Consider the following 21,184-nt stretch of genomic DNA (forward strand, 5'->3'; position numbering starts at 1 on the left):
TGGTAATAGAGTTGCCAGTTCTAACATTCCTGAACTCGAACACTTTTCGGATCTAAGCAGCTTATTGGCTGCGCCTGTATTTGATGTTCTGTTGCTTGATATGCCCGCGGCTTATGCCGGGCGAGTTCTGCGCAAATTGCGCTCAACTACGGCCTATCGCTATCAGCTCGTTTACTGCTGTCGGGATCAGGATGGCTGGTGTGAAGCGCTGGGCGATGGCCCATGCCCGGCCGAAACAAGCGAAATAAAAACACTGTGGGATATTTGGCGAGGGCGCTTCAACCTGTTCCGGCAGGGGTCTGCGCCCGAACGGTTTGAAGGTCGGGTGCTGTCGTGGCTGTGGTTACGCGCCGACGCCCATGTGTTTGCTCTGCGCGACCCCGAAGTCCCCCAACATTATCGCTATCCGCTGCTCGAAGCACTGGCAGATGCCGAGCAGGTCAACCCGTTTGTCTGGCTCAGTCTGATGGTGCAGCACGACTGGCTGGAAGAGGGCGTGCTGGTCGATCGGGTACGTCTGTGTTCGGACTGTGGTTCGGGGCGCCTCAATTACATTGATGTGTGCGCCGAATGCCAGGCGATGGACATTTCACGGCAACCTTCATTGCACTGTTTCACCTGTGGTCACGTGGGTCATCAGGAGTCGTTTCTCAAGGATGGCCTGTTGCTCTGCCCCAACTGCCTGAACCGTTTGCGGCACATTGGCAGTGACTACGATCGCCCTTTGGAAAACTACCGTTGCCGCTCATGCCAGGCGTTTTTTGTCGACGCCGATGTGCAGGCGCGCTGCCTGGATTGCGGCTTGTCACACGCGCCCGACAAGTTGCGCATACGTGAAGTTCGAGACTTTCATCTGACGGAAGCGGGGCGCTTCCGTTGTCGCCAGGATTTCAACGATCGATCGATCAACCATTTCGGTCGCCTCAATTTGTTGGGCGGCAAGGATTTCTACGAGCTTTTGACCTGGCAGCTCCAAGTGGTGCGTCGTTACCAGCAGCCGGCGTTCTCGTTGATCGGCCTGCGCTTCGTCAATCTGGCCGGTACGCTGGCGCGTCTTGGCGAGCACCGCGGGCATGCCTTTATCGATAGCCTGACGGATCGGCTGAAAGAATCCGTCAGGGAAACCGATCGCTGCTCGCGAAGCACCGAAGAGTTCTTCTGGATCATGCTGCCGCACACGGATGGCAAAGGGCTGGAGTTCGTCACCCAGCGCTTGAGCCGGGTCGCCGAATTGTTTTCCGCGCCGGAGGTCAGTGACATTTCCCTGCGCGTCGTCAGTTTCACGGCCCCCGGAGATTTGCTCGAGAAAGAAGACGGTGAGCTGTTGCTGGCCCGTCTTGCCAGTGAGTTGATTTAAGCCATGAGCCCGTTGATGGAGCAACTCTACAGCATGCTTAGCGCAATCATGGGGACGGACGGTTTGAGCCGGTTGTTCTACATGCTCTTTCCGTTGTTTCTGGTGTTTGAGTTGCCGCTGACGATCATGGTGCTGCTCGGCGTATTGCGCTGGTTTACCCGTCGGCGCAGCAGCGTGCCGAAGACCAGCCTCTATCGGCCCAAGGTCTCTTGCATCATCACCTGCTACAGCGAAGGGATGGATGTCCAGACCACGCTGTTAAGCCTGTGCGAGCAGACCTACCCCGGCCACATCGAGATGATTCCGGTGGTGGACGGCGCCACGATCAATCAACCGACGCTCAGCGCCGTTCGCAGTTTTTACGTGGACCCGCTGTTGTACCCCCGGCGCCATTTGCGCCCGATCGCCAAATGGCAGAGGGGCGGACGGGTGTCGTCATTGAACGCCGGTTTGTCCCATGCCAGCGGCGACATCGTCATGGCGCTCGACGGTGATACGTCCTTCGACAACAACATGGTCAGTGCCATCGTGCGCAATTTCGAAGACCCCTCGGTGCCTGCAGTCGCTGGCAGCCTGCGGGTGCGCAATGTCTGGGGTTCCTGGGTCACGGCGATGCAGGCGCTTGAATACGTGTTGTCGATTCACATGTCGAAAATCGGCCTGGCCGAATGGAACCTGGTGAATAACGTCTCGGGTGCCTTCGGCGCTTTTCGCCGCAGTTTCCTGGTGAAAATCGGTGGCTGGAACACCCATACCGCGGAAGATCTGGACCTGACGCTGCGCATCAAAAGTTACTTCAAGCGACATGACTTGAGGATTCCCTTCGAGCCGGAAGCCATCGGGCATACCGATGCACCCGCGACGCTCAGGCAGTTTCTGATGCAGCGTTTGCGCTGGGACGGCGACCTGTTTTTTCTGTACGTCAGAAAGCACAACCACAACATCAACCCGGATTTACTGGGCTGGCCAACCTTCCTGATGATCCTGCTCAGTGGCTTCTTTTTCCAGTTGGTGCTGCCGTTCATCATCTTCATCTACACCTTGCTGGCGCTGTTCATTCTGCCGGGCAAGACGCTGTTGTTTCTGTTTGCGCTGATCTACCTGCTGTACCTGTTAATCACCATGCTGCTGTTTGGCGCCATGTTGTCGATGGTGTCCGATCGACCTCGACAGGACGTGACCCTGGGGTTGTTGGTGCCTGTCTTCCCTCTGTTCATGCTACTCATTCGGTGCTGGAGCGCAGTGGCCATGCTCAACGAGATGTTTCGTCGAGGCCATGAAGAAACCTCTATGGCGCCGTGGTGGGTTCTTAAACGAGCCACGAGGTTTTGATATGCGATCCGTACTTCTAGCCTTGACACTGTCGCTGCCCCCCGCGGCGCTCGTTGCACAACCGCTGCCCCTTCAGGATTTGATCGACAAGCAGCAATCGGACCCCATGTTTCGCACCGGCGAGGCCGACCTGCGGCAACCGCGTTTCTTGCTGGCGTCCACATCAGCGGCAGCGCCGAAAGCAGGGGCAGAGGCGGGGACGAGTTCGGGCAAATGGTCCCAGGCCAGTTATGTCTGGGACAGCGAAGCGTTGCTCGATCCCGATCGGCGCGAGGCGGAGCTTCAGGCGCTGCGCAAGGCCGGGATGGACAAGATCTACCTCGGCCTCAAGGCTGCACAGGTCAATGACTTGGTCACGACTCGCCGACGGCTGGAGCAATTGCTTCAGGACGCGGCCCGAGAAGATCTGCAAGTGAGTCTGTTGCTCGGCGATTCGAGCTGGATCGAGCCGACGGACCGTCACCAGCTCAGCGATTTATTGAAGAAGTTGAAGGGGCTTGCATTCAGCAGCCTGCATCTGGACCTCGAGGTCGAACAACTGGGCATGCCCGTCCCCGATCAGCGCCTGAAAAACTGGCTCGATACCTTGCGCATGGCGTCCAGCGAGAGCCCATGGCCGGTGGAAATATCCAGCCATCATCGCTGGTTCGCTGAACCGAAACCCGGGCAAACCTGTGTGCCGTGTGCGCTTCCCGACGCTGGTGTGCGTCAGGTCAGCCTGATGATCTACACCCGCAACCCGAAAAACAGCGCACGCATGACGGAGCAGATCGCCCAGCGCTGGCCGGCTCTGCAATTTCGTTTGGCACAAAGCACAGAACCCGAATTGCCAGCCACGGAAAGCTGGGCGGGTGCATCGACTGACCAGTTGAAACACCAGGCCAGCGCCTGGCGCGAACAATTGCAACCGCGGGGGGTTGCCGGTATCGACTGGCAGGCCTGGCGAGACTTCCCCAAACGGTGAGCCGTCATGAAAATTCGTTTCGATAGTCGCAAAGAATTGAACCCCACCCAGGAACAGGGCTTGAGCGTGCTGTACGCACCGAGCAAGCGCATGGCCTTTCGCGCGCGCTGGTATTTGATTCTGTTGCTGGTCGCCAGCCCCTTGATCTGGCTCGGTGGCAAGCTGGCATACAGCATGCTGATGATCGACGCACCGGCGCAATTGCGTCTGCCGATTTACGAGGTGCGCGCGCGCGATGCCGGCCGGGTCGATCAGCTGTTTGCAAAGGCGGGTGAGCAAGTCCAGGCCGATCAAATGCTGGTCACTCTGGACAACCCGGAATGGCGGGCCCGGCTGGCGCAACTGGCTGCCATGCCAACCAAGGCAACGGGCACAGGCACAGGCACTGCCCAATTGGGCGGCCGCGAGCGTCAATTGCTCAAGACCCGAATCGGCAGGGCGGAACAAAAGATCAAGGAATTGGAGTACCTGGCTGACCGAGGCGCGGCGGCTCGCGGCGAGGTGCTGGCAGCGCAGTCGGAGCTCGACGGGTTTCGAGCGGACTTGTTGGCGTTTGAACGCCGCGAGCAACTGGCGCGTCAGCCCACCCAAAGCGTTGAGCGCGAGATCATTCAGCAGAACGCCGAGCAGCAGTGGTTGAAGACGCGTCTCGCCGCATTGTCGATCAAGGCCGGACAGAGCGGCCGGATCGCGGAAGTGCTGGTGACTCCGGGCGAGAACGTCGGCGCCGGCACGCTGTTGATGCGCCTGGAGCGGCTGGAGGACCCGCTGCTATGGATTTATCTGGAACCGCTCAATATCAGTTACGCCGCGATCGGTCAGCCGTTGCGCGTGCGCATGCCGGATGGCCAGTGGCTGGCGGCGCATGTGGTTCAGGCGGTAGACAGCGCCGGGCGCACGCCGACGGTGCTGCGCGGCCCGTTTGCCGCCAGTGAAATGGGTTTGCAGGTCGCAGCCCGGTTCGATGACCCGCTGCCGTCGCGTTGGCGAATCGATCAACTGCCCTTGAATGTTCGCTTCCCCACGGACTGGCAAGAGATGTTCAGCGCCGGTCGGGAACTCATGGAAAGAGTCGAGGAGTTCGTCGCGATGGATCGACCTACAACCACTACTCCAGAGTGAATTTGCCATGTCTGCTGATCGAATTCTTGTGACGGGTGGCGCGGGCTTCATTGGTTCGCACCTGGTCGAAGCCTTGCTTGAAAACGGCTATGGCGTTCGGGTGCTGGATGATCTTTCAACCGGCAAACTGGCGAATCTGCCAGTGGACCGTGCGCATTTGAGCCTGATAGTCGGGGATGTCGCGGATGCGCCGACAGTGGAGCGCGCCCTGAAAGATTGCAGCGCGGTGGTGCATCTGGCCGCGGTCGCCTCGGTTCAGGCGTCGGTCGAAGACCCGGTCGCCACTCACCAAAGCAACTTCATCGGGACGCTGAATATCTGCGAAGCCATGCGCCAGGCCGGCCTGAGAAGGGTGGTGTTCGCCTCCAGCGCCGCCATCTATGGCAATAACGGCGAGGGCACGGCCATCACCGAAGACACGCCCAAGGCTCCGTTGACGCCCTATGCCGCGGACAAACTGGCCAGTGAGCATTTCTTTGATTTTTACCGCCGCCAACATGGTCTGGAACCAGTGATCCTGCGCTTCTTCAACATTTACGGACCGCGCCAGGACCCGTCATCGCCTTACTCCGGGGTCATCAGTATCTTCAGTGAAAGAGCCCAGAAACACCTGCCCGTCACGGTGTACGGGGACGGTGAACAGACCCGGGATTTCGTTTATGTGGAGGACCTTGTAAAGGTACTGGTACAGGCGGTGAAAGAGTCGGAGCCGAGCGGCGAACCGGTCAATGTCGGTTTCAACCGCTCCACCAGCATCAACGAGCTCGCGGCCACGTTGAGCACGCTGCTGGGTCGGCCTCTGGCGTTGAACTACGCTGCACCGCGCTCCGGTGACATCCGCCATTCCCGGGCCGATAACCAGCGTTTGCTTGAACGTTTTCGGTTCACCGAGCCGACTTGTTTTGCCGATGGTTTGGGCCAGTTGCTCCGAAGTCTGGAGGGCGGTGACCGGTGAGCTCCGGGGCGTATAACCGGATGGAACTGTTGTCGCAGGCGCACCGTCAATCGAGGATAAGGCCGCCGGACCTCAGACGCCGAGATGCAGGAGGCCATTATCCTTCGACCCCATGACGGAGGGCCTCTCCATGAGGATCGCTCAGATTGCGCCGCTCACCGAACGTTGTCCGCCCCGTTTGTACGGTGGCACTGAGCGGATTGTGTCTTACCTGACCGAAGAGTTGGTACGACAGGGACACGATGTCACGCTCTTCGCCAGCGGCGATTCGCAAACCTCGGCACGCCTGGAACCAGGTGCGCCCCAGGCCCTGCGGTTCGATCCACGCATCAAGGACGGGGCGCCTCATCACATTCTGATGCTCGATCAAGTCCTGCGACAGGCGGATCAATTCGACGTGATGCATTTTCATGTCGATATTTTCCATTTTCCTTTGATTCGACACTTGGCCGGGCGCAGCGTGACCACGCTTCACGGGCGTCTGGACATTGCGGACTACCAATCCTTTTACCCTCACTTTCCCGAAGTGCCGCTGGTCTCGGTGTCCAAGGCGCAACGCACCCCGGTGAAGGGTGACGTCAATTGGGTGGGCAATGTCTATCACGGCATTCCGAGTGATCTGCTGGCCTTCAACCCTGAACCGAGCGGCGACTATCTGGTGTTTCTGGGGCGTATCTCTCCCGAAAAACGCCCGGACCGCGCCATCGAAATTGCCTTGAAGGCGGGGCTATCATTGAAGATCGCGGCTAAGGTCGACAGGGCTGATCAGGTGTATTGGGAAGAAGTCATCGCACCGATGATCGCCGCCCATCCGAATGTCGAATTTCTCGGCGAGATCGATGAATCGCAAAAGGCAGACTTGCTGGGCAATGCTCGCGCCTTGATCTTTCCCATCGACTGGCCCGAGCCGTTCGGTCTGGTCATGATCGAAGCCATGGCTTGCGGCACGCCGGTGATTGCGTTTGGTCAGGGCTCGGTGCCGGAAGTGATCGACGAGGGCGTGTCCGGTTACATCGTCGATGGCGTCGCAGGGGCGGTAGCGGCGGTGCAGCGGTTGGCAGAGCTGGATCGGCGCAGGGTGCGGGCCAGGTTCGACGAACGGTTCACGGTCGAGCGCATGACCAATCACTATCTGGAGTTATATCGCCATCTGACGGCGGGCAACACCTATGGCCATCCCTCCACGCCCTTCGATATTCCAGCCACCGCGTCGCTGCAAGAGCTGCGCTTGCGCAACCTGAAAAACAACGACACCTTCGCGGTGTTCGATCCCAATGGCGACGTGCTGTTTGCGGACGACAGCCCGCAAGGGATTTTCCATACCGACACCCGACACCTTTCCGGGCTCTACCTGACGCTTAACGGCGCGCGGCCGCTGTTGCTCAGTTCGACGCTGCGTGACGATAACGCGATGCTCACGTGCGACCTGACCAACCCGGATCTGTTCGACGCTCATGGTGAAAAAATCCTGCACCACGATTTGATCCATCTGCGCCGCTCACGATTCTTGTGGAATGGCTCCTGTTATGAACGGCTGACCCTGCGCAATTTCGACGATTCGCCCCAGCATCTGCAATTGAGAATTCAGTTCGCGGCCGACTTCAAAGACCTGTTCGAAGTTCGCGGCGCCCGGCGTCCGCAACGCGGCGAAGGGCACCGGGCAGAGATCACCGATGAAGAGGTGGTGCTTTCCTACACCGGTCTGGACCACAAACGGCGCATGACCCGCCTGCGTTTTGCCCCGGTGCCGGCCAGCCTGACCTGCGATTCGGCGTTGTTCGAGGTTCAGCTGGCGCCTGGGGAAAGCCAGTCGTTGTTCATGGACATCAACTGCGGTGTGCAGAACCCACCGTTTACGGTGCGCCACGGGTTCTTCATTTCATTGCGCGATTCCCGACGCGAGTTACGCACGTTCTCTTCGCGGGCGGCCTCTGTGGTGAGCTCCCACGATGTGTTCAACGAGGCGGTCAGCCGCAGCGTTTCCGACCTCTACATGCTCATGACCAAAACCCGCGAGGGGCTATATCCCTACGCTGGCATTCCATGGTTCAGCACCGTTTTCGGACGAGATGCGCTGATCACTGCATGGGAGATGCTGTGGTTCGATCCCGGTATCGCCAAAGGCGTGCTCGGGCATCTGGCCGCCAACCAGGCAACCATCGTTGACGCCCACGCCGATTCCGAGCCCGGTAAAATCCTGCACGAAATAAGACTGGGAGAAATGGCCGAATTGGGCGAGGTGCCGTTCCGACGCTACTACGGCAGCATCGATTCCACACCGCTGTTCGTCATGTTGGCCGCCGCGTACCTGGAGCGCACCAATGATTTGGGCACAGTGCGTCAGCTCTGGCCGAATATTGAGGCGGCGCTGACCTGGATCGAGGAGTACGGCGACCGCGATGGCGATGGTTTTGTCGAGTATGGCCGGCAGTCCGCCGAGGGGCTGATTAACCAGGGCTGGAAAGACAGCCACGATTCGGTTTTCCATGCCGATGGGCAATTGGCCGTGGGCCCGATTGCGATTGTCGAAGTTCAGGCCTATGTGTATGGCGCCTGGACGGGGGCCGCCAAAATCGCTCGTCGGCTGGGTGATCCGGAGCGGGCTCAGCGCCTGAAATACAAGGCTCAACGCTTGCGTGAAGAATTCGATTCCCGTTTCTTCGACGAAGAACTGGGCACTTATGTATTGGCCTTGGACGGCAACAAGAAACCCTGTCGAATCCGTACCTCCAATGCCGGTCATGCCCTGTTCGCCGGCATCGCTTACCCGGAGCGCGCGGCATCGGTCGTCAGCGCGCTGATGGACCGCTCATCCTTTTCCGGCTGGGGCGTGCGCACCGTGGCGTCTTCCCAGGCTCGCTATAACCCGATGAGTTATCACAACGGCTCCGTCTGGCCCCACGACAATGCGCTGATCGCCGCTGGTTTCGCCCGCTACGGTTACCGTCGGGACGCGGCGCGGATTTTCGAAGGCCTGTTCGCCGCGTCGACCTACATCGATCTGCGGCGCTTGCCCGAACTGTTTTGCGGCTTTGCCCGGCAACGCACCCAAGGGCCGACGTTCTATCCAGTCGCCTGCATGCCCCAGGCCTGGGCCGCTGCTGCACCGTTGTCGATGATTCAGTCGTGCCTGGGGCTGAGCTTCAGGCCGAGGAAACTCAACATCCTGTTCGACGAACCGGTGCTCCCGGCATTTCTGGACACCATCGCCTTGCGGCGTTTGGCAGTGGGTGCTGAATGTGTGGACTTGATGCTCCGGCGTTCGGGGGAAAACGTCATGATCGAGGTTCTCAATCGCCAGGGCCCGGTGCGGATTTTGAGTACCAGTTAGCAAGAGGGGCGCGAGCGTGTCAGAACGTGAACGCTTGTCCCGACGAATGCTGAGCCATTTCAGTCTCCAGCAAATGCTCAACCAGCACATCGTTCAAAAAGCGGAACTGATCATTGAGCCCGACCACTTCGTTACTGAAGTGGTTGGCCGCTGCCGGCATCAGCAAGGCCTCGAAGTGCTCGTCGAACACCAGTGCGACTGCTTTGCGAGACACGACCTGTTGCGAATAGTAGTTGCTGCCGAACACCGGAAAACTGACGGCGAGGCTGATGAAATGGATCATGATTTCGGCTCCTCGGTTTGACCGATATCCAGCACGAAGCGGGAAAACAAGGTCAGAGTGACGGCCGTCAGGGCCAGGCAGGTCAGGAGATGGATCAACATGGTTTGCCCCTCCGGTGCGGGGTTGAAAATGGGGATGAGGTTAATCCTGCACCTGACGGTTTTTTTGCGGAAAGCGTTCGTGGCGATGGTGAATATTGATGTGAATGATGGTGGTGATCTTCGGTGGTCTTGAGGGCCTATTCGCGAGCAAGCCCGCTCCCACATTGGATCTCCTGCGTATGGGAATCTTGTGTCCGGCGGTGATTAAGTGTGGGAGCGAGCTTGCTCGCGAAGGCGTCCTTGAGCGCGCCACCCATTCAACTGACGGACGGCCCATGTCCCCGACCTATACTCAAATCAGCACGCTCTTTAGCGTCCGGACACTCCGTTCGGCGAAGTCTGTAGGACACCGCGATCTTGAACCTGCGTTCGCTGATCGTCGCTGTGTTGGTGATATTGGCGGGATGCGCCACGCCCACGCGTGCCCCGGTAATCGTGGTGCCAGTAGTGGTATCCCAGAGCACCTGGCAGCAAGTAGACCGAGAAATTGTCGCCGCTTCACAGCAGGCCACCGAACAGGCCAGGGTCTACGCCCGCGGGTCCATGGAGCATTGGCGCACCCGGGTTTATCAGCAAACCGAAGAAGTCTTCATTCCGTGGTTCAGCAGCTACTGGACCCAGGAATGGCTGTCGATGAAAGTCAGCTGGTACACCATCAATGCCGGAGACGAGCAGGATGCGACGACCAAACGCCTGGCGGCCTATCTGCTGGAGCAATATCACCGGCGAGTACTGGAACCGGTGGCGGTGGAGATCGATCCCGACGCGGTCCTCGGCCAGGCGACAGAGTTTTATGTGCAACTGATGGGGCAGCAACTCGAAGTTATTTCCAAACGTCATGGCGTGCCAATGGCGCAGCTCAACGGTCGCGTTCAGAAAATCCCGGCTATTTCGCTAGGCCCGCCAAGCGCCCGTGACGCTTCGCTATATCAGGTGGTGCATGCCGAACTGAGCAAATTGCCGGCCTACCAGGCGCTGATCGAGAAGATCCACACCGCGGGCGGCGAGAAGGGCATTGCTTCGACGGATGCCGGCATGGCGCCAGTGGCCAAGCGTGCCAGCCGACGAATACAAGCCGAAATGGCCCCCCGAGGCGCGGCCAGTGCCGTGGCGGCAGTGGCGGGGAAGGCGGCCGGGGCGTTGATTTCCGTGGGGGTGGCGGGGGTGCGCGCGATTATTCAGGCCAACGATCGGCCTGACAGCGAGGCACTGATTCGCAGCAGTCTGGGCAATTCGTTCGACAAGGCATGGGTGAAGCTGGTGGATAACCCCGCAACCGGCGTCATGGCTGGAACGCTGTACATGGCCAGACAAATTGAGGGCAGCCTGGAGGAGACCGTCGAGCCGTCGGTCGGTCTGGATACAGGCACTGTCGATTTTAGCCACGCTGATTCGACTACCCAGCAGATCAACCCATAACCCGAGGAGAACGATCATGGCTTACGTTGATGGCTTCGTCGCGGCAGTACCCACCGCCAACCGTGAAAAATTCAAGCAACACGCGCAATCCGCTGCCGCAATCTTCAAGGAAAGCGGCGCACTCAGCCTCGCCGAATGCTGGGGAGACGACGTGCCCGATGGCAAATTGACCTCGTTTCCCATGGCAGTAAAACTCAAGGAAGACGAAACCGTGGTGTTTTCCTGGATCGTCTGGCCGGACAAGGCCACCCGTGACGCCGGCATGGCGAAACTCATGAGCGATCCGCGGATGCAACCCGACGTCAATCCAATGCCGTTTGACGGTCAGCGCATGATTTTTGGCGGTTTCGATATGATCGTGAAAGCCTGACGGGAACCGCAGGATCACTCTGACGTCGGGGCGGTCCTGCAACTCTTGCGGTTACGAATCTCGCTGTCCGAGGGGCGCTCCTTGATGAACTCGAAACGCGGCTCGCCTTCGTTGTAGTGAACCAGCCAGCCCCATTCCAGCTCGGACTCATCCTGGCCGGGTTTTGGTGGCACGGCCCACCATGGCTCTTTGCTGATGATCTGACGCATGGCGCCCTCCCATTGATTCGGTTGCTTCAACTATAACGCGCATGCCGGCACGTGCCAGAAATGCACTTGCTGGTGTGGTATCCCTTTGTAAAATCAAAGGGTTCCCGAAGCCTTGAGGTGGCAAACATGAGCGATGAAACCCGTGTTCCGTTCAAACGGCTGTTCTTCGCCCTGAACTGCGCCCCCGAACAACGCCGGGCCATCGCCCAATGGCGCAACGCGCTGGAGCTCAATGTCGGGCGCCCGGTGCCGGCGGAAAACTTTCATTTGACGCTGCTGTTTCTCGGCACGGTGGGGATGGCGCAGATAGCGGGCGTCTGCGAGGCCGCCGCCAATGTCCAGATGCCCGGCATGCCCTTGACGGTTGTGCTTGATCGACTGGAAGTCTGGCGTCGCTCCGGGGTTTTGTTGCTGGCGCCCGAGCAGGCAGAACCGCAGTTGCTGCGGTTGGTGTATGCGCTGGAGCAGGCCATGTTGCCGTTTGGCTTTGAAGACACCCGTCGGGAATTTCGCCCGCATTTAACCCTGATGCGCGACTACCGGTCACCAGTCCCCGAATCCGCTACGCCACCAGAATTTTTCCTGCGTGCTGACCGCTTCACCTTGTTCGAATCCCATAAAGGCCGGTACCGGGCGCTGGCCGAATGGCCACTGATTTCTACACAAAAAAAGGCGCCCGAGGGCGCCCGAAATTCACCTTAACCGAGGAAGCCAGGTGAAGCCGTTCTTCTTCAGAGGAGCGCAGCGGTGGTAAGGCGCTGCGTGAACGGAAAATGGTTGAAACCTTGCCACTGATCGTTCCAGCACGGACTCCTGTGGGAGCGGGCTTGCTCGCGAAAGCGGTGGGTCAGTCACCAATGATGTTGAATGTGATGGCCCCTTCGCGAGCAAGCCCGCTCCCACATTTTGGTCCGTGGTGTCCGATTTTGAATCACTTGCCGAGCTTCACCCGCGTCCAGCCCCGGGTCATCACCCGCTGAATACCGATCGGCATATCTGGAATGGCATACAGCGTCGCCATCACCGCTTGCGGCGGGTAGGAACCCGGGTCGCTTCGAATCGCTTCATCCACCAACGGCGTGGCCGCCGCATTGGCGTTGCTGTAACCGACGCTGTTGGTGACTTCGGCGATGATGTCCGGGCGCATCAGGAAGTTCATGAACAGGTAGGCGTTGTCGACGTTGGCCGCGTCCCGCGGGATGGCGACCATGTCGTAAAAGCTGCCGGCGCCTTCTTTCGGAATGCTGTATTCGATCTTCACCTTGTCGCCGGCTTCTTTGGCACGGGCCTTGGCTTGCAGCACGTCGCCGGAGTAACCGACGGCGACGCAGATGTTGCCATTGGCCAGGTCGGAGATGTACTTCGACGAATGGAAGTAAGCCACCGACGGCCGAATTTTCATGAACAGCGCTTCGGCTTCGGCGATCTGCGCCTTGTCCTGAGAATTCACCGGGTAGCCCAGATAGTGCAGGGCGGCCGGGAGCATTTCTGTCGGTGAATCAAGAAAGCTGATGCCGCAGGCTTTGAGCTTCGCAGCGTTTTCCGGTTTGAACAGCAAGTCCCAGGAGTTCACCGGCGCATCAGTGCCCAGCACTTCCTTGACCTTGGCCGGGTTGTAGCCGATGCCGATCGAACCCCACATGTACGGGAAAGCGTGGCCATTGTCAGGGTCGCTGGCGGAGGCGTTTTTCAGCAGCACCGGGTTGAGGTTTTTCCAGTTCGGCAGCTTCGATTTATCCAGCGGCTGATACACGCCGGCCTTGATCTGCTTGGCCAGGAAACTGTTGGACGGCACCACAATGTCGTAGCCGGATTTACCGGCCAGCAAGCGTGCCTCAAGGGTTTCGTTACTGTCGAACACATCGTAGGTCACGCGAATGCCGGTCTCGTCTTCGAACTTCTTGACGGTGTCCGGGGCGATGTAATCCGACCAGTTGTAGACGCGCAATACCTTGTCATTGGCCTGGGCACCGGTAGCCATTGCGCCCAATAAGGACAGTGTCAGCAGAGTCCTGCCAAACATTTTCATCGGTACAACTCCATTTTCTTTTTTATTCAAATACGCAAAGCAAAAGTGCAGTAAACACAAAACCTGTGGCGAGGGAGCTTTTTGTGGCGAGGGGGCTTGCCCCCGTTCGGCTGCGAAGCAGTCGTAAAACCAGCGAATTCGGTGTGCTTGATACACCTCGGTTGCAGGTTTGGGGGCCGCTTCGCGACCCAACGGGGGTAACCCCCCTCACCACAGGATGGTGTTCAGTAAACTGCACCGCAGCACTAAGCCGTCGCCTCAACTCGCTGGTTTTTCGGTTGCTGCCACGACTCGCTGGCGGTCTGGTCCATCGCTTCCTGGATCGCCCGTTTGCGCGTGGCTTCGGCCTTGCGGCTGAAATACCAGACCATGAACGTGACGATCGACACCGCCAGCAGAATCAGACTGGCCACGGCATTGATCTCAGGCTTCACGCCCAGACGCACCGCCGAGAACACTTCCATCGGCAACGTCGTCGAGCCCGGGCCGGAGACGAAACTCGCCAGCACCAAATCATCCAGCGACAAGGCAAACGACATCATGCCGCCCGCTGCCAGCGACGGCGCGATCATCGGGATGGTGATCAGAAAGAACACCTTGAACGGACGCGCACCCAAGTCCATGGCTGCTTCTTCAATCGACAGGTCCAGCTCACGTAAACGCGCCGATACAACCACCGCCACATACGCTGCACAGAACGTGGTGTGCGCGATCCAGATCGTGACAAGGCCACGTTCCTGCGGCCAGCCGATCAACTGCGCCATGGCCACGAACAGCAGCAACAGCGACAGACCGGTAATCACTTCCGGCATCACCAACGGCGCCGTCACCAGACCACCGAACAGCGTGCGACCCTTGAAACGCGTCACACGGGTGAGCACGAAAGCGGCGAGGGTGCCCAACGCCACGGCGGCAATCGCCGTGTAGCAGGCGATTTCCAGGGAGCGCACCACCGAGCCCATCAGTTGCGAGTTGTCGAGCAGGCCGACGTACCACTTCACTGACCAGCCGCCCCACACCGTCACCAGTTTCGAGGCGTTGAACGAGTAGATCACCAGAATCAGCATCGGCAGGTAGATAAACGACAGGCCGAAAATAAGCATGAACTTTGAAAATCCGAAGCGTTTCATCCCCGTCCCTCCATCTCTTTGGCCTGGCTGCGGTTGAACAGCAGAATCGGCACAATCAGGATCGCCAGCATCACCACCGCCAGGGCGGACGCCACCGGCCAGTCGCGGTTGTTGAAGAACTCTTGCCACAACACGCGGCCGATCATCAGGGTTTCCGGACCGCCCAACAGTTCCGGAATCACGAACTCACCGACCACCGGAATGAACACCAGCATGCAACCTGCGATGATCCCGTTCTTGGCCAGCGGCACAGTGATTTTCCAGAAGTTGTTGAAGTTGCTCGAGCCCAGGTCCGACGCCGCTTCCAGCAGGCTGTGATCGTGCTTCACCAGGTTGGCGTACAGCGGCAGCACCATGAACGGCAAGTAAGCGTAAACAACCCCAATGTAGACCGCCGTGTTGGTATTGAGGATCTCGATCGGCTGCGACGTCAGCCCGGTCCACATCAGGAACGCATTGAGCAAACCGTTGTTGCTGAGAATGCCCATCCACGCATAGACGCGGATCAGGATCGCGGTCCAGGTCGGCATCATGATCAACAGCAGCAGAACGTTCTGCGTTTCCTTGTTGGCCTTGGTGATTGCGTAGGCCATCGGGAAGCCGATCACCAGGCACATCAGCGTGCTTAAAAACGCGACCTTCAATGAGCCGAAGTAAGCCGAGATGTACAGCTCATCTTCGGTCAGCAGCGAGTAGTTGCCGATGTTCAGCAGCAGCTGAAACTTCTGCTCGGCGAAGGTGTAAATCTCGGAGTAGGGAGGAATGGCCAGGGCTGCTTCCGAGAAGCTGATCTTCATCACCAGGAAGAACGGCAACAGGAAAAACAGGCACAACCACAGGAACGGAATGCCGATGACCAGTTTGCGGCCGCTGGGCACCAGGCGCAGGAACTGCTGATTGAAGGTTCTCATGAGCGCAGTACCACGCCGCTGTCGTCTTCCCACCACACGTAAACCTGATCGTCCCAGGTCGGGCGCGCGCCACGGCGTTCGGCGTTGGCCATGAACGACTGGACGATCTTGCCGCCGGGCAATTCCACGTAAAACACCGAGTGGCCGCCGAGGTAGGCGATGTCATGCACCTTGCCTTCGGACCAGTTGTAGCGGGTCTCGGGCTTGAGGGTGCTGACCAGCATTTTTTCCGGGCGGATGGCGTAGGTGATCGACTTGTCCTGCACCGAGGTACTCACGCCGTGGCCGACGTAGATCTTCTGTTGCAGGTCCGGGCTGTGGATGATCGCGTGACCTTCTAGATCCTCGACCACGGTGCCGTCGAAGGCGTTCACGTTGCCAATGAACTCACAGACCATGCGGCTGACCGGGGCTTCATAGATGTCGACCGGGCTGCCGATCTGGGCGATCCAGCCCAGATGCATGATGGCGATGCGTTCGGCCATGGTCATGGCTTCTTCCTGATCGTGGGTCACCATCACGCAGGTCACGCCGACCCGCTCGATGATTTCCACCAACTCCAGTTGCATCTGCGAGCGCAGCTTTTTATCCAGTGCACCCATCGGTTCGTCGAGCAGCAACAGCTTCGGCCGCTTGGCCAGGGAGCGCGCCAGTGCCACACGCTGACGCTGGCCGCCAGACAACTGATGGGGTTTGCGTTTGGCGTACTGGGTCATGTGCACCAGCCGCAGCATCTCTTCGACACGGGCGTCGATTTCGCTGGCGGGCAAACGGTCCTGCTTGAGGCCGAAGGCGATGTTCTGCGCCACCGTCATGTGCGGAAACAGCGCGTAGGACTGGAACATCATGTTGATCGGCCGTTCGTACGGCGGCATGTCGGTGATGTCGACACCGTCGAGCAAAATCCGCCCTTCGGTCGGGCGCTCGAAGCCGGCGAGCATGCGCAGCAGCGTCGATTTACCCGAGCCGGAACCGCCGAGCAGGGCGAAGATTTCCCCTTGATGGATCTCCAGGGACACATCGTCCACGGCGGTGGTTTCGTCGAATTTCTTGGTGACGCGGTCGACTTTCACCAACACCTTTTTCGGTGCCTGGTGACCTTCAAGAGCCTTCCTGTAGATGCTGGAGGCGTTTGCCATATGAAACTCCCAACAGGTTTCAGTCGTCGGGCCAACGCGGCCTGACTTAGTAGTTGATTGCAAGCCCAAGCCGTACGGTGCCAGTCAGCCAGAACGCGGCCCCCTTGTGGGAGCGGGCTTGCTCGCGAAGGCTGTGTATCAGGCAACATTGATGTCGACTGACACTCCCTCTTCGCGAGCAAGCCCGCTCCCACAAGGGGATTTGCATTTGAATCACTGGCCCATACCGATCGGGCTTATTCGGCACCGCCATCCTGGCTGCCTGGTCGTACTTGTTGTTATTGCGGTTCATCTATTACGTGAGCGACCGGCGCGCAAAGGCACGCCCGCCAGACTCACGGGGGCAGTTAAATCGTTGAATGCTTTTTGAAGTCAGTGCGTATTACGTAGCGCCGCCCGTTGCCGGCACGCGTCGCCAAACGCCTGGAAAATACTCAAATAGGGGGGATTCGAAAGCACCTGCCATTCCGGGTGCCATTGCACGCCGACGGCGAAGGCCTTGCTGTGCTCGACGGAGATCGCCTCGATCAAACCATCCGGCGCGACAGCTTCAGCGCGCAGGCCAGGAGCGAGCCGGTCGATGCCCTGGCTGTGAATCGAATTCACCTGGAACACCTGCGGCAAATCCAGCGCTTCGAACACGCCACCCCGCTGCACGTTGACCGCATGAGCAGGCGCGTATTGCACAGCCAGGTCCGGGTGATCCGCTTCGCGGTGATCGAGGTAGCCGGGTAGGTCGTGCACCTTCTGATGCAGGCTGCCGCCGAACGCCACGTTCATTTCCTGAAAGCCCCGGCAGATGCCGAGCACCGGAACACCGGCGGCGATGGCTGCGCGCAATAAGGGCAGGGTGGTGGCGTCCCGCGCCGGATCGTGATCCGTGCCGGGGGCACTGGCCGGGCCTTGATAGTGGAAGGGTTCCACATTCGATGGCGAGCCGGTCAGCAACAGACCGTCGAGCTGCGCGAGCAGGTCATCGATTTCGGTCAGATCGCCTAAGGAAGGAATGACCACGGGCAACCCCAAAGCCGCGACGCTGACAGCACGCAAATACTTGTCGCCGCTGACGTGGTAGGGGTGCAGGCCAATCTGTTTGATGCACGCAGTAACGCCGATCAATGGCTTGAATGCCATTTTTATCACCTCGAAGTTTCACACTTGAACGAGCTTTTCCGGAGCTTAGCCTTGTTGATTTTAATTAACAACTCTCATGTAAAAAATTCTAAACGCCGGGCATCTTATCTTCAGGAATTACGTGGCGTGCAAGACTGATCTGGCACTCGCGGCCCCAAAAAAGGCCAGAAAATAAAGGTTGAAAGGCCAAGTGTTCGCTATTGACTTCACTTTGCCTTTCGGATTGACTGGGCTCGTGAAAGGGTAGTGAACATAATAATTAACAGCTAATAGGTGCATCATGTCGGTCCCTCTGCGTGCCGTTCAACTCAACGAAGCAAACGCATTCCTTAAGAAATATCCTGAGGTTTTGTACGTCGACCTTCTGATTGCGGATATGAACGGTGTGGTGCGCGGCAAGCGCATCGAACGCACCAGTCTTCATAAGGTTTACGAAAAAGGCATTAACCTCCCGGCGTCACTGTTTGCCCTGGACATCAACGGTTCTACGGTGGAAAGCACCGGCCTGGGTCTGGACATCGGCGACTCGGATCGCATCTGCTTCCCCATCCCCAATACCCTCAGCATCGAACCCTGGCAGAAGCGCCCGACCGCGCAGCTGTTAATGACCATGCACGAACTCGAAGGCCAGCCGTTCTTTGCTGATCCGCGCGAAGTGTTGCGTCAGGTGGTGAGCAAGTTCGATGACATGGGCCTGACCATTTGCGCAGCGTTCGAACTGGAGTTCTATCTGATCGACCAGGACAACGTGAACGGTCGTCCGCAGTCGCCACGTTCGCCGGTGTCCGGCAAACGTCCGCACTCGACTCAGGTGTACCTGATCGACGATCTGGACGAATACGTCGACTGCCTGCAAGACATCCTCGAAGGCGCGAAAGAGCAGGGCATTCCCGCTGACGCCATCGTCAAGGAAAGCGCCCCGGCGCAATTCGAAGTGAACCTGCACCACGTCTCCGACCCTATAAAGGCCTGCGACTACGCGGTGTTGCTCAAGCGTCTGGTGAAGAACATCGCCTACGACCACGAGATGGACACCACCTTCATGGCCAAGCCGTATCCGGGCCAGGCGGGCAATGGTTTGCACGTGCACATTTCGATTCTCGACAAAGAAGGCAACAACATCTTTGCCAGCGAGGATCCCGAGCAGAACGCCGCACTGCGTCACGCGATCGGCGGTGTGCTCGAGACCCTGCCGGCGCAGATGGCGTTCCTCTGCCCGAACGTCAACTCGTACCGCCGTTTCGGCGCGCAGTTCTATGTACCGAACTCGCCAAGCTGGGGCATCGACAACCGTACCGTGGCGCTGCGTGTGCCCACCGGTTCGGCGGATGCCGTGCGCATCGAACACCGAGTCGCCGGCGCCGATGCCAACCCGTACTTGCTGATGGCGTCGGTGCTGGCCGGTATTCACCACGGCCTGACCAACGAAATCGAACCGGGCGCCCCGGTCGAAGGCAACAGCTACGAGCAGAACGAGCAAAGCCTGCCGAACAACCTGCGCGATGCACTGCGCGAGCTGGACGACAGCGAAGTCATGGCGCGCTACATCGACCCGCTGTACATCGACGTGTTCGTGGCGTGCAAGGAAAGCGAACTGGCCGAGTTCGAAAACTCCATCTCCGATCTTGAGTACAACTGGTACTTGCACACGGTTTGATTGGCTAAAAACCGTCAATCAAGGATGAAAGGTGGGCGTACACAAATCATGTGTACACCGCCAACCCCTGTGGGAGCGGGCTTGCTCGCGAAAGCGGTGGGTCAGTCGCCATCAATGTTGAATGTGATGGCCCTCTTCGCGAGCAAGCCCGCTCCCACAGGGGATTGCGGTGTTCTGATACTTAACTGGTTGGCATCAATCCAACGATCAACTATTCCTCTGCGTAGAGTCACAACAATGACAAACACTCGCAGCGACTGGGAACAACGCTTCCAGTCCCTCACACTAGAAGGCCGCGCATTCATCGACGGCCAATACCGCCCGGCACTCAGCGGCGATACGTTCGAATGCATCAGCCCGGTCGACGGCCGCTTCCTGGCGAACATCGCCAGCACCGACGAAGCCGACGCCAATGCCGCCGTGCAGGTTGCACGCCGCACATTCGAATCCGGCATCTGGGCCAAACTGCCCCCCGCCGAGCGCAAGCGCGTCCTGATTCGTTTCGCCGATCTGATTCTGCAAAACCAGGAAGAACTGGCGCTGCTCGAAACCCTCGACATGGGCAAACCGATCAGCGATTCCATGAGCATCGACATCCCAGCGACCGCCAACGCGATTCGCTGGAGCGCCGAAGCCATCGACAAAATCTACGATGAAGTCGCCGCCACACCCCACGACCAACTCGGCCTCATCACCCGCGAGCCGACAGGCGTGGTCGCCGCCATCGTGCCGTGGAATTTCCCGCTGATCATGGCCAGCTGGAAATTCGCCCCGGCCCTGGCGGCAGGCAATTCGTTCATCCTCAAGCCTTCAGAAAAGTCACCACTGACGGCCATCCGCATCGCGCAATTGGCCCTCGACGCCGGCATCCCCAAAGGCGTGTTCAACGTCCTGCCGGGCTTCGGTCACACCGTCGGCAAGGCACTGGCGTTGCACATGGACGTCGACGTGCTGGCCTTCACCGGCTCGACCGCAATTGCCAAGCAACTGCTGATCTACGCCGGGCAAAGCAACATGAAACGGGTCTGGCTGGAGGCGGGCGGCAAGAGCCCGAACGTGGTGTTCGCCGATGCGCCGGATTTGCGCGCAGCAGCACAAGCAGCGGCTGGTGCGATTGCCTTCAACCAAGGCGAAGTCTGCACCGCCGGTTCGCGCTTGTTGGTGGAGCGCTCGATTCGCGAGCAGTTCATTCCGCTGCTGGTGGAAGCACTGCAAGCGTGGAAACCGGGGCATGCCCTCGATCCTGAAACCACCGTCGGCGCGGTCGTCGATAGGCGCCAATTGGACAACGTGCTGCGCTACATCCAGGTCGGCAAAGACCAGGGCGCACAACTGATCGCTGGCGGCAACCGTACCCTCGAAGGCACCGGTGGCCTGTACGTGGAACCGGCAATTTTCGACGGCGTGACCAACGCCATGACCATCGCCCGGGAAGAGATTTTCGGCCCGGTGCTGTCGTTGATCACCTTCGACACCGCTGAAGAAGCACTGCAGATCGCCAACGACAGCATCTTCGGTCTGGCCGCCGGTGTCTGGACCAGCAACCTCAGCAAGGCCCACACCTTCGCTCGCGGTTTGCGCGCCGGTAGCGTCTGGGTCAACCAGTACGATGGCGGTGACATGACCGCGCCGTTCGGCGGGTTCAAGCAGTCGGGCAATGGCCGGGACAAATCGCTGCATGCGTTCGACAAATACACCGAACTCAAAGCGACCTGGATCAAGCTCTAACACTTTTACAGCG

General features: G+C 59.1%; 18 protein-coding genes. 11 read left to right on the top strand and 7 right to left on the bottom strand.

The genetic code is table 11. The features are described from left to right. Positions 1–100 precede the first annotated feature (100 nt). From KVG95_RS03490 to KVG95_RS03515, 6 genes are all read left to right on the top strand, one after another. Positions 101–1,357 carry a TackOD1 domain-containing metal-binding protein gene (locus KVG95_RS03490; RefSeq protein ID WP_454248714.1) on the top strand — a complete coding sequence of 419 codons (1,257 nt, stop codon included), beginning with the start codon at positions 101–103 and terminating at the stop codon, positions 1,355–1,357. A 3-nt stretch (positions 1,358–1,360) separates the two neighbouring features. Next, positions 1,361–2,689: a glycosyltransferase family 2 protein gene (locus KVG95_RS03495; protein ID WP_217854521.1), complete on the top strand. Its 1,329-nt coding sequence runs from the start codon at positions 1,361–1,363 to the stop codon at positions 2,687–2,689. Position 2,690: 1 nt separating this feature from the next. Beyond that, positions 2,691–3,653, top strand: a complete 963-nt coding sequence (locus KVG95_RS03500) for a hypothetical protein (RefSeq protein ID WP_217854522.1) — start codon at positions 2,691–2,693, stop codon at positions 3,651–3,653. A 6-nt stretch (positions 3,654–3,659) separates the two neighbouring features. Continuing rightward, positions 3,660–4,775, top strand: coding sequence for an HlyD family secretion protein (locus KVG95_RS03505; RefSeq protein ID WP_217854523.1), 1,116 nt, complete (start codon positions 3,660–3,662; stop codon positions 4,773–4,775). A gap of 7 nt (positions 4,776–4,782) precedes the next feature. After that, positions 4,783–5,730, top strand: coding sequence for an NAD-dependent epimerase/dehydratase family protein (locus KVG95_RS03510; RefSeq protein ID WP_052963034.1), 948 nt, complete (start codon positions 4,783–4,785; stop codon positions 5,728–5,730). 130 nt (positions 5,731–5,860) lie between these two features. After that, positions 5,861–9,061, top strand: coding sequence for a glycogen debranching N-terminal domain-containing protein (locus KVG95_RS03515; RefSeq protein WP_217854524.1), 3,201 nt, complete (start codon positions 5,861–5,863; stop codon positions 9,059–9,061). 19 nt (positions 9,062–9,080) lie between these two features. Here KVG95_RS03515 and KVG95_RS03520 read toward each other — a convergent pair whose 3' ends face one another. Further along, positions 9,081–9,344 carry a hypothetical protein gene (locus KVG95_RS03520; protein WP_217854525.1) on the bottom strand — a complete coding sequence of 88 codons (264 nt, stop codon included), beginning with the start codon at positions 9,342–9,344 and terminating at the stop codon, positions 9,081–9,083. A gap of 458 nt (positions 9,345–9,802) precedes the next feature. Here KVG95_RS03520 and KVG95_RS03525 point away from each other — a divergent pair, with 458 nt between their 5' ends. Next, positions 9,803–10,864 (top strand): hypothetical protein, encoded by a 1,062-nt coding sequence (locus tag KVG95_RS03525; RefSeq protein ID WP_217854526.1) that lies wholly within the window; start codon positions 9,803–9,805, stop codon positions 10,862–10,864. A gap of 16 nt (positions 10,865–10,880) precedes the next feature. Continuing rightward, positions 10,881–11,234: a DUF1428 domain-containing protein gene (locus KVG95_RS03530; protein WP_217854527.1), complete on the top strand. Its 354-nt coding sequence runs from the start codon at positions 10,881–10,883 to the stop codon at positions 11,232–11,234. A gap of 14 nt (positions 11,235–11,248) precedes the next feature. Here the strand turns inward: KVG95_RS03530 and KVG95_RS03535 are convergent, their stop codons facing one another. After that, a complete protein-coding gene (locus KVG95_RS03535; RefSeq protein WP_217854528.1) occupies positions 11,249–11,443 on the bottom strand; it encodes a hypothetical protein in 195 nt (64 codons plus the stop codon). A 126-nt stretch (positions 11,444–11,569) separates the two neighbouring features. Between KVG95_RS03535 and thpR the strand changes: the two genes are divergently transcribed. Continuing rightward, positions 11,570–12,145 (top strand): RNA 2',3'-cyclic phosphodiesterase, encoded by a 576-nt coding sequence (thpR, locus tag KVG95_RS03540; RefSeq protein ID WP_217854529.1) that lies wholly within the window; start codon positions 11,570–11,572, stop codon positions 12,143–12,145. A 229-nt stretch (positions 12,146–12,374) separates the two neighbouring features. Here the strand turns inward: thpR and KVG95_RS03545 are convergent, their stop codons facing one another. The 5 genes from KVG95_RS03545 to KVG95_RS03565 form a co-directional block, all read right to left on the bottom strand. Further along, positions 12,375–13,472, bottom strand: coding sequence for a polyamine ABC transporter substrate-binding protein (locus KVG95_RS03545; protein WP_052963027.1), 1,098 nt, complete (start codon positions 13,470–13,472; stop codon positions 12,375–12,377). A gap of 245 nt (positions 13,473–13,717) precedes the next feature. Then, on the bottom strand, positions 13,718–14,602 hold the full coding sequence (locus KVG95_RS03550) for an ABC transporter permease subunit (protein WP_030128946.1): 885 nt from the start codon (positions 14,600–14,602) through the stop codon (positions 13,718–13,720). After that, positions 14,599–15,480 (bottom strand): ABC transporter permease subunit, encoded by an 882-nt coding sequence (locus tag KVG95_RS03555; protein ID WP_217854940.1) that lies wholly within the window; start codon positions 15,478–15,480, stop codon positions 14,599–14,601. The genes KVG95_RS03550 and KVG95_RS03555 overlap by 4 nt, the downstream gene beginning before the upstream one ends. A 29-nt stretch (positions 15,481–15,509) precedes the next feature. Next, positions 15,510–16,652 (bottom strand): polyamine ABC transporter ATP-binding protein, encoded by a 1,143-nt coding sequence (gene potA / locus KVG95_RS03560; protein ID WP_030128944.1) that lies wholly within the window; start codon positions 16,650–16,652, stop codon positions 15,510–15,512. Positions 16,653–17,024: 372 nt separating this feature from the next. After that, positions 17,025–17,786, bottom strand: a complete 762-nt coding sequence (locus tag KVG95_RS03565) for a gamma-glutamyl-gamma-aminobutyrate hydrolase family protein (RefSeq protein ID WP_217854530.1) — start codon at positions 17,784–17,786, stop codon at positions 17,025–17,027. A gap of 280 nt (positions 17,787–18,066) precedes the next feature. Here KVG95_RS03565 and KVG95_RS03570 point away from each other — a divergent pair, with 280 nt between their 5' ends. Together KVG95_RS03570 and KVG95_RS03575 are read left to right on the top strand one after the other, a co-directional pair. Beyond that, on the top strand, positions 18,067–19,443 hold the full coding sequence (locus tag KVG95_RS03570) for a glutamine synthetase family protein (protein ID WP_217854531.1): 1,377 nt from the start codon (positions 18,067–18,069) through the stop codon (positions 19,441–19,443). A 237-nt stretch (positions 19,444–19,680) separates the two neighbouring features. Then, positions 19,681–21,171, top strand: coding sequence for an aldehyde dehydrogenase (locus KVG95_RS03575; RefSeq protein ID WP_217854532.1), 1,491 nt, complete (start codon positions 19,681–19,683; stop codon positions 21,169–21,171). The last annotated feature ends 13 nt before the right edge of the window (positions 21,172–21,184 follow it).

It is taken from the genome of Pseudomonas farris, from assembly GCF_019145235.1.
GTDB lineage: Bacteria > Pseudomonadota > Gammaproteobacteria > Pseudomonadales > Pseudomonadaceae > Aquipseudomonas > Aquipseudomonas farris.

Coding starts and splice junctions, on each gene's coding strand:
- KVG95_RS03490 (WP_454248714.1), top strand. CDS start 101: ATGCCCGCGGCTTATGCCGGGCGAGTTCTGCGCAAATTGCGCTCAACT.
- KVG95_RS03495 (WP_217854521.1), top strand. CDS start 1,361: ATGAGCCCGTTGATGGAGCAACTCTACAGCATGCTTAGCGCAATCATG.
- KVG95_RS03500 (WP_217854522.1), top strand. CDS start 2,691: ATGCGATCCGTACTTCTAGCCTTGACACTGTCGCTGCCCCCCGCGGCG.
- KVG95_RS03505 (WP_217854523.1), top strand. CDS start 3,660: ATGAAAATTCGTTTCGATAGTCGCAAAGAATTGAACCCCACCCAGGAA.
- KVG95_RS03510 (WP_052963034.1), top strand. CDS start 4,783: ATGTCTGCTGATCGAATTCTTGTGACGGGTGGCGCGGGCTTCATTGGT.
- KVG95_RS03515 (WP_217854524.1), top strand. CDS start 5,861: ATGAGGATCGCTCAGATTGCGCCGCTCACCGAACGTTGTCCGCCCCGT.
- KVG95_RS03520 (WP_217854525.1), bottom strand. CDS start 9,344: ATGATCCATTTCATCAGCCTCGCCGTCAGTTTTCCGGTGTTCGGCAGC.
- KVG95_RS03530 (WP_217854527.1), top strand. CDS start 10,881: ATGGCTTACGTTGATGGCTTCGTCGCGGCAGTACCCACCGCCAACCGT.
- KVG95_RS03535 (WP_217854528.1), bottom strand. CDS start 11,443: ATGCGTCAGATCATCAGCAAAGAGCCATGGTGGGCCGTGCCACCAAAA.
- thpR (WP_217854529.1), top strand. CDS start 11,570: ATGAGCGATGAAACCCGTGTTCCGTTCAAACGGCTGTTCTTCGCCCTG.
- KVG95_RS03545 (WP_052963027.1), bottom strand. CDS start 13,472: ATGAAAATGTTTGGCAGGACTCTGCTGACACTGTCCTTATTGGGCGCA.
- KVG95_RS03550 (WP_030128946.1), bottom strand. CDS start 14,602: ATGAAACGCTTCGGATTTTCAAAGTTCATGCTTATTTTCGGCCTGTCG.
- potA (WP_030128944.1), bottom strand. CDS start 16,652: ATGGCAAACGCCTCCAGCATCTACAGGAAGGCTCTTGAAGGTCACCAG.
- KVG95_RS03565 (WP_217854530.1), bottom strand. CDS start 17,786: ATGGCATTCAAGCCATTGATCGGCGTTACTGCGTGCATCAAACAGATT.
- KVG95_RS03570 (WP_217854531.1), top strand. CDS start 18,067: ATGTCGGTCCCTCTGCGTGCCGTTCAACTCAACGAAGCAAACGCATTC.
- KVG95_RS03575 (WP_217854532.1), top strand. CDS start 19,681: ATGACAAACACTCGCAGCGACTGGGAACAACGCTTCCAGTCCCTCACA.